The sequence below is a fragment of the Flavobacterium hiemivividum genome, assembly GCF_004349145.1.
Taxonomy (GTDB): Bacteria; Bacteroidota; Bacteroidia; order Flavobacteriales; family Flavobacteriaceae; genus Flavobacterium; species Flavobacterium hiemivividum.
This window is the reverse complement of sequence record NZ_SMFO01000010.1, coordinates 126,735-134,303: the sequence shown is the minus strand read 5'-3', so window position 1 is coordinate 134,303 and position 7,569 is coordinate 126,735. Positions and strand designations below refer to the sequence as shown.

The 7,569-nt window shown below is 34.0% G+C and carries 4 protein-coding genes; 3 read left to right on the top strand and 1 reads right to left on the bottom strand.

The window, feature by feature from the left end:
- Positions 1–259 (bottom strand): helix-turn-helix domain-containing protein (locus E0F98_RS16325; RefSeq protein WP_165929323.1); only part of this gene is annotated, 259 nt, incomplete at its 3' end.
- Positions 260–856: 597 nt separating this feature from the next.
- Between E0F98_RS16325 and E0F98_RS12910 the strand changes: the two genes are divergently transcribed.
- From E0F98_RS12910 to E0F98_RS12900, 3 genes are read left to right on the top strand one after another with little or no spacing between them, the layout of a single operon-like run.
- Complete coding sequence (locus E0F98_RS12910) at positions 857–4,096, top strand: SusC/RagA family TonB-linked outer membrane protein (protein WP_132112120.1); 3,240 nt, start codon at positions 857–859, stop codon at positions 4,094–4,096.
- Between the two features lie 17 nt (positions 4,097–4,113).
- Positions 4,114–5,901, top strand: coding sequence for a RagB/SusD family nutrient uptake outer membrane protein (locus E0F98_RS12905; RefSeq protein WP_132112118.1), 1,788 nt, complete (start codon positions 4,114–4,116; stop codon positions 5,899–5,901).
- Positions 5,902–5,940: 39 nt separating this feature from the next.
- Positions 5,941–7,512, top strand: coding sequence for a DUF4957 domain-containing protein (locus tag E0F98_RS12900; RefSeq protein ID WP_132112116.1), 1,572 nt, complete (start codon positions 5,941–5,943; stop codon positions 7,510–7,512).
- The last annotated feature ends 57 nt before the right edge of the window (positions 7,513–7,569 follow it).

Sequence of the window (7,569 nt, the reverse complement as noted above, 5' to 3'; positions counted from 1 at the left end):
CTGCTATACCTTCTTTTGAATATCTTCCTTGCCAGCGTCTTATTGTTGAACCTGACGGAATATTGAATATTAAACAAGCTTTACTCAAAGATAATGACTTACTTTCAATCGTTTTTAGAACTTTTAACTTAAAGGCTTCACTATAATTTTTGTTTTTTTGTATTGGTAAAAGACCTTCAATTCCAAATTCATGATAACACCTAATCCAATCTTTAAGGCTGGTTTTTCCTATGCCATTTTCTTTAGATATAGAAGTTATTGATTGATTTTTTTTAAAACTTCATTTACACAGCGAAGTTTAAATTCATAACTGTACTTAACTTTTCTTTCCATAAAAATGCCCCCAAATAGTGTCTAACTTTTTGGGGGCAGTGTATTTTGAACAGCCTTTTTTAATGCTTATAACGTTAATTATTAATACAGTAAGTATAATTATACGGATTTTTTCAAAAATTTTTATCGATAATAGATGTTTTTAATAATTAACTAGCCCATTATTGATGATTTCTTTACAGAAAATAATATTTTATGAACATAATTTTAGAGTTGAGAATAATTCAACAAATTTATATTTATGGCTATAATAATTATTAAATATGAAGTTGTTTTATTTAAATACTGACTATTTTTCTATGCTATGCATACTTTTATTTTACATATATAGTATAAATAATTCTATTTTTTTTTGCATATCCTATTTTGTTAGCATTTTTTTAATGTTTTTCATTTTTTATTTCAAAAAAAACTTTATGTTTGTGTAATCGATTGCATGATATTTATAAAAGATTTTTTTATTTAAGGAAAACAGATACGAATTAACTTAAACCAATAATAATAACAACTAAAAAAGTAAACAATGAATTTAAAAAGATTATTTGAAAAAAGAGCTACCTATTGCAGTGCGATAGTTCTGTTTTTGAGCTTTTTTATGAGCAGTGAGGCTTACGCTCAAAGTCAAACAGTAAAGGGGAAAATAAATGATGCAGGAGGCTTGGGTTTGCCTGGTGTGAATGTGGTTGAAAAAGGAACAACTAATGGGGTGTCTACCGATTTTGATGGCGAATACCAAATTACTGTCTCTAGTCCGAACGCTATTTTAGTTTTTTCTTATATCGGATTTAAAAACAAAGAACAGTTAGTTGGAGCTAGGAAAAACATTATAATCGTTTTAGAAGAAGATGCAAATGCGCTAGACGAGGTTGTGGTTGTAGGATACGGAACAGTAAAAAAATCAGACTTAACAGGGGCGGTTTCTTCTATTTCAGGAAGTGCATTGGCAAAAGTGCCTGTTTCTACAGTTGCTGAAGCTTTGACTGGTCGAATTGCTGGGGTACAAGTTTCGTCTTCAGAGGGATCACCTGATTCTGATATTAAAATTAGAATTCGTGGCGGCGGCTCTTTATCGCAAGACGCTTCTCCTTTAATTATAGTAGATGGTTTTCCTGTTAATAGTATGAGTGATATTGCAGCATCAAATGTGGAGTCGATGACTGTATTGAAAGATGCTTCTTCAACTGCTATTTATGGCTCTAGAGGTGCAAATGGTGTTATTATCATTACTACAAAATCAGGTAAAGATGGTAAAATGTCGGTAAGTACTAATATGTTTTACGGTGTGAAAACCGTTGCTAACTATATTGATGTACTTTCAGCCGAAGATTTTGTAAAATGGCAGTACGAATATGCCTTGCTTGATAATGATAAGGCAAGTGTTTTGAGTAATCCAGAATCGTACACTAAATACTTTGGTAATTGGCAAGATTACGATTTGTATAAAGGTGTAAAAGGGGATGATTGGCAAAAACAAGTTTACGGGCATACAGGTGAAGTGCAAAGTCGTGACCTAGGAATTCGTGGTGGAACTGAAAAATTAAATTATAATTTTAGTTATGCTCATTATGATGAAAAAGCCGTAATGTTAGGTTCTGATTATAAAAGAAACAATTTGTCTTTGGCTTTAAAAAACAAAGCAAGTGATAAAATTGATTTAGGTTTTACCGTTCGTTATTCTGATACTAAAATTGAAGGTGGTGGAGCAAATGAGCAAAACGAAAAATCATCTACAGATTCTAGATTGAAAAACTTTGTAGGTTATTCTCCAGTTCCAATTTCGGGTTTAACATCAGATAATACGGATGAAAGTATTTCTAATAGTTTAACTAATCCATTTGTTGCCATTGCTGATAATGACCGTCAACAAGTTAAAAAGAACTATAACTTTTTAGGAAGTTTTGGATGGAAAATGTTTAAAAATTTTAAGTTTCAAAGTGATTTTGGTTTAGATAATTATAACACTCAAGATTACCGTTTTTATGGCAACTCTACTTATTATGTAAATAATGCGCCAATTGGTACTTTACAAGGTATGCCCGCAATGATTATGAGTGATAAAAAAGATGTTCGCTACAGAAATGCAAATACAGTGAATTATGATTTTAAAGGTATACTTGGAGGAAATCATCATTTAACAGCACTTATAGGAGAAGAAATGATTGCTACTACGTCAAATGATATTACTACGACAATGCATGGTTATCCACAATTTTTTGACTTCGATAGTGCAATGAAGTTAACTACTCAAGGAACTCCTCAGTCAGTAGACAATTATTACTCGCCGGATGATAAATTATTGTCATTCTTCGGACGTGCCAATTATGATTACAAAGACCGTTATTTATTTACAGCTACTTTCCGTGCCGATGGGTCAAGTAAGTTTGTTGGAGATAATGTATGGGGCTATTTCCCTGCAGCCGCTGCCGCTTGGAAAATTTCAGAAGAAAACTTTTTAAAAGACGCTTCTTGGTTAGACCTTCTTAAAATTAGAGCGAGTTATGGTGAAGCAGGTAATAATAATATTCCTGTAGGGCAGTCAGTACAAAGTTTTAATTCATCAAATACAACGTGGATTAATGGAGTAGATAGTTTTTGGGCACCTTCTAAAACAATGCCGAATCCTGATTTGAAGTGGGAAACTACAGTTACGCAAAATATTGGTTTTGATTACGGATTTTTCAGAAATCGCTTAAACGGAACCTTTGATGTTTATAAAAACAAAACACAAGATTTGTTATTGGCTTTTCCAGTAGCAGGTAGTGGTTATGATTTTCAGTATAGAAATATGGGAGAAACTCAGAACAGTGGTTTTGAGGCAAGTTTAAATATTGTAGCTATTGAAAAACAAGATTTTGGATTGAATTTCGCCTTTAATATTGGCGTAAATAAAAACAGAATCAACTCTTTGGGAGTTATGGAAGATTATAATGTTGGTACACAATGGACAAGTAATATTCCGGTTGATTATGCGGTTTATACTGGACTTCAAGTGGGTGAAATGTACGGATACCAAAATGATGGTAGATATGAAGTGTCTGATTTTAACTATGATTTGACAACTGGCTATTCATTAAAAGCTGAGGTAGTAAATGCTTCAGGATTAGTTTCAAGTGGAAATGTACAACCGGGAAGTATGAAATTAAAAGATATCAATGGTGACGGAAAAGTTGACGCTAGCGATATGACTGTTATTGGTAATGCCAATGCTAAAAACACAGGAGGTTTAGTGATTAATGCTAATGCATACGGGTTTGATTTGTCAGCAGCTTTTAACTGGAGTTATGGTAATGATATTTACAATGCAAACAAAATAGAATTTTCTACTTCAGTAGAGAATAATGGGCAATATAGAAATTTAAGTTCTGTAATGGCTGATGGGCAAAGATGGACGAACTTAGACCCAGTATCGGGACAATTAGTTACTGATCCAATTGCGTTAGAAGCTTTAAATTCAAATACAACAATGTGGTCACCGTACATGAGAAGTAATATTTTTACTGATTGGGCTGTTGAAGATGGCTCTTTCTTAAGATTAAATAATTTAACATTAGGTTATTCTACTCCAGAGGCATTTCTTTCTAAAGTGGGATTAACTAAATTGAGATTTTATTTTACTGCAACCAATGTGTTTGTTCTTACAAATTATTCAGGACCTGATCCTGAGGTTTCTACCAGAAGGAAAAATCCGTTAACTCCAGGTGTGGATTATTCTGCGTACCCACGCAGTAGACAACTAGTTTTTGGTTTAAACCTTAATTTCTAATTCAAAATTTATCAAAGATGAAAAATAAAATCATAATTGCCGGACTTCTAATAGTAGGTCTATTTACGTCATGTCAAGAGTTAGGTGACGACTTTTTAGAAGCACCTGCACAATCAACATTAGACGAATCAGTAATTTTTTCTACAGCAGGACTGGCTAAAGGAGCAGTTGACGGAATTAAAGTTCCTTTTGCAGAAACCAACTCCTACAGAGGTCGTTTTTTACCATACTCAGGTTTAAATACCGATGTTGAGTGGAACAATTCTTCACAAATAGATGACGAAAAAGCGGATTTAAATGTATATGATGCGAAGGCTTTTAATACGCAAATGAATACCTCAAATAATGCTTGGTCTCAAATGTTTTCGGGTATTGAGCGTGCTAATATTTGTATCAAAGGATTGCGTGAATACGGGAATATTGAAACTGATCCTGAAATGGCACAATTGCTTGGAGAGGCAATAACCTTGCGTGCTATTTATTACGCTGATTTATTAAAAACTTGGGGAGATGTTCCGTATCGTTTTGAGCCTATTTCAAATAATACGATATACATTCCAAAAACAAATCGAGATATTATCTACAAACAGTTAATAGCTGATTTAGGCGAAGCAGCAACATTAGTTGCTTGGCCAAACGAAACAGCCGCTACTACTGATGTGGAGCACGTAAATAAAGCTTTTGTGAAAGCATTTAGAGCACGTTTAGCTTTAATGGCAAGTGGCTTTCAACAGTATCCTGACGGAGTAAGAAGAAGTACAGATCCTGAATTATCTGTTGCTAATATGTATCGATTAGCTTTAGATGAGTGTCGTTCAGTAATTGCCAGCGGATCGGCTAGTTTAAACCCATCGTTTGAAGGTTTCTGGAAAAAATATAATGAAGAGAATATCGCAGCTGGAGGAGAATCACTTTGGGAACTTCCATTTGCAGACGGTAGAGGAAGAATGCTATTTACTTTTGCGGTTCGTCATACGACTAACGATCAATTTCACGCCAACGGATCTAACCGTGGAGGATTTGCAGGACCACTTCCTCATGTTTTTTATGATTATGATCAAGCAGATACACGTAGAGATGTAACCTGTGTTCCTTATAAATGGGGAGCAGCAGTTGATAATAAAGCAAAACAAGAATTAGGATCCTTGGATACTTGGTATTTTGGTAAATACCGTTATGAATGGATGAAGCGTTTTGTAACCTCTACTAATGATGATGGAGTAAATAAAATATACATGCGTTATGCGGAAGTATTGTTAATTGCGGCAGAAACAGCGAATGAATTGGAAGGTCCAGCAGCAGCAGCTCCTTATTTAAAAGCAGTTCGTCGTAGAGCTTTTGCTACAGCTGATCAAGCGAGTAAAGTCGATGCTTATGTTGATGGATTGAGTAATAAACAAGCTATGTTGAAAGGGATACAAGATGAGAATAAATATGAATTCACCGGAGAAATGGAGCGTAAGTTTGCTTTAATGCGTTGGAATTTATTAAAAACCAACTTAGATATTGCTAAAACAAAAATGGCAAATTTAAAAGCACGTACGGGCGAATATGCAACAGTACCAACTACCTTATATTATAAAGTTAAAGAAGATTTAACACTTGATATTTATGGTTTAAATCGTGGAGAAACGCAAAGTCCTGGAGCAGATTATTCTTCAGTAACTTGGAATAAATTAGAGGACACGAAAATCAATTCATTGTATAAAGCTGGCGTAAATCCTGATAACCGTCAGTTCTGGCCAATTTGGGAAGTATTTATTGAAGGGAGTAACGGACAGTTAACAAATGACTACGGTTATTAATTTTTAAAAAAGTATAAATAAATTATAAGTTTTATAATTATGAAAGCAAAATATATATTTAAAGGATTACTAGCCATGCTTTTACTAGCGGCCGTAATTGCAGGCTGTGAGAGTTACAATGATCCATTATTAGCAGATATTGCAAATAATAGAGGTTTTTCACCTGTTGATGTCACTGCTAAAATCAGAAATCAAACAACAGTAGAATTGGATTGGATGACACGTGACGAAGTTGATTATTACGTCGTTGAGTTTAGTGCAGATGATACAGAGTTCAAAACTATTTTTAAAACTGTCGAAGCTACTGCAGATCAATTACCGATTCAAGTGGCTTTAGAAGGAGAAACATTGTATTCCATAAGAGTAAAGGCAGTTACTGCTGGTTTAGCAGATTCTAAATGGACGCTCATCACAGCGAATACTTTAAACGAGCAACTGTTTTTAGCTGTAGTGGATGGGGATATTAGAGCAACTCAAGCCACACTAAGATGGGTTCCTGGAAGTGCTGTGACACAATTAACACTTACTCCTGGAGACATCAAACACACGATAACAGCAGAGGAAAAAGCGAATGGAGTAGCCACAATAACTGGTCTTATTGGAGAAACGACTTATACTGCAGATTTGTATAACGGTACTAAAAGAAGAGGTTCGCAAATATTTGAAACGGGCCTTGACATTGGAGATGGTGTTTTAATTTCTCCAACGGATGATTTAAGTCAAAAAATTGCTGAAGCAGCTCCTGGAGCAGTTTTAGTATTAGATGTGGGCGATTATACGGTAGGTGATAGTGAAATTATTTTAAATAAACCAATTACGATTAGAGGTTTAAGAAGCTTTAATAAGCCAAAATTACATGTCAAATTCACTATAAATGCAGGTACTACCGATGTGTCACTTATTGATTTAGATTTTGATGGAACAGGTTTAAAGGATGCTTACTTTATAAACCTGAATGAGCCTAGTGCAGCTTATGGCGACTTTTTAATCAGCGGATCATTAGTTCATGATTTCCCGAAAGCATTAATTTATGGTAATGCATCAGCATCTAAAGTAAATTCATTTACAGTAGATAATAGTATCATTACAGATGTTAATACCTCTGGATCGGCTGATTTTATTGACTTTAGAAACACTTTTGTTGCTAATATTGTTTTAAAAAACAGCACATTTGATACTTGCTCAGCTGGACGTGATTTTTTACGAGTTGATGCTGTTAAGCCAGCAAATGGATTTTCAGGTACTGGTCTAACTACTTTAATTTCAATTGATAGCTGTACGATATACAATTCATCAAATGTAACAACGGGATCGTTGCGAAAAATTTTATATGTACGTTTTGAAGAAAACAAAATAAGTGTAAAAAATACCTTGATAACCGAGACATCTGCCGTTTATACCAATTCGTCAAGTACGTCAAATCCAACGTTTACAAATAATAACTACTTTAATGCACCCGCGTTAAAAGATAGTTCTATTTTGAACAACAGACCTGATGATTCAGCAACAACAGTTAATCCAGGATTTAGTGATGCAGTAGGAGGTATTTTTAAGATCAGTAATCAGACTTTGAAAGATAGAAAAGTAGGAGATTCACTTTGGAATAATTAATAAAATAAATTTAAAAAAGGCTTGTGTAATGTATTTTATACAGGCCTTTTTTAAGCA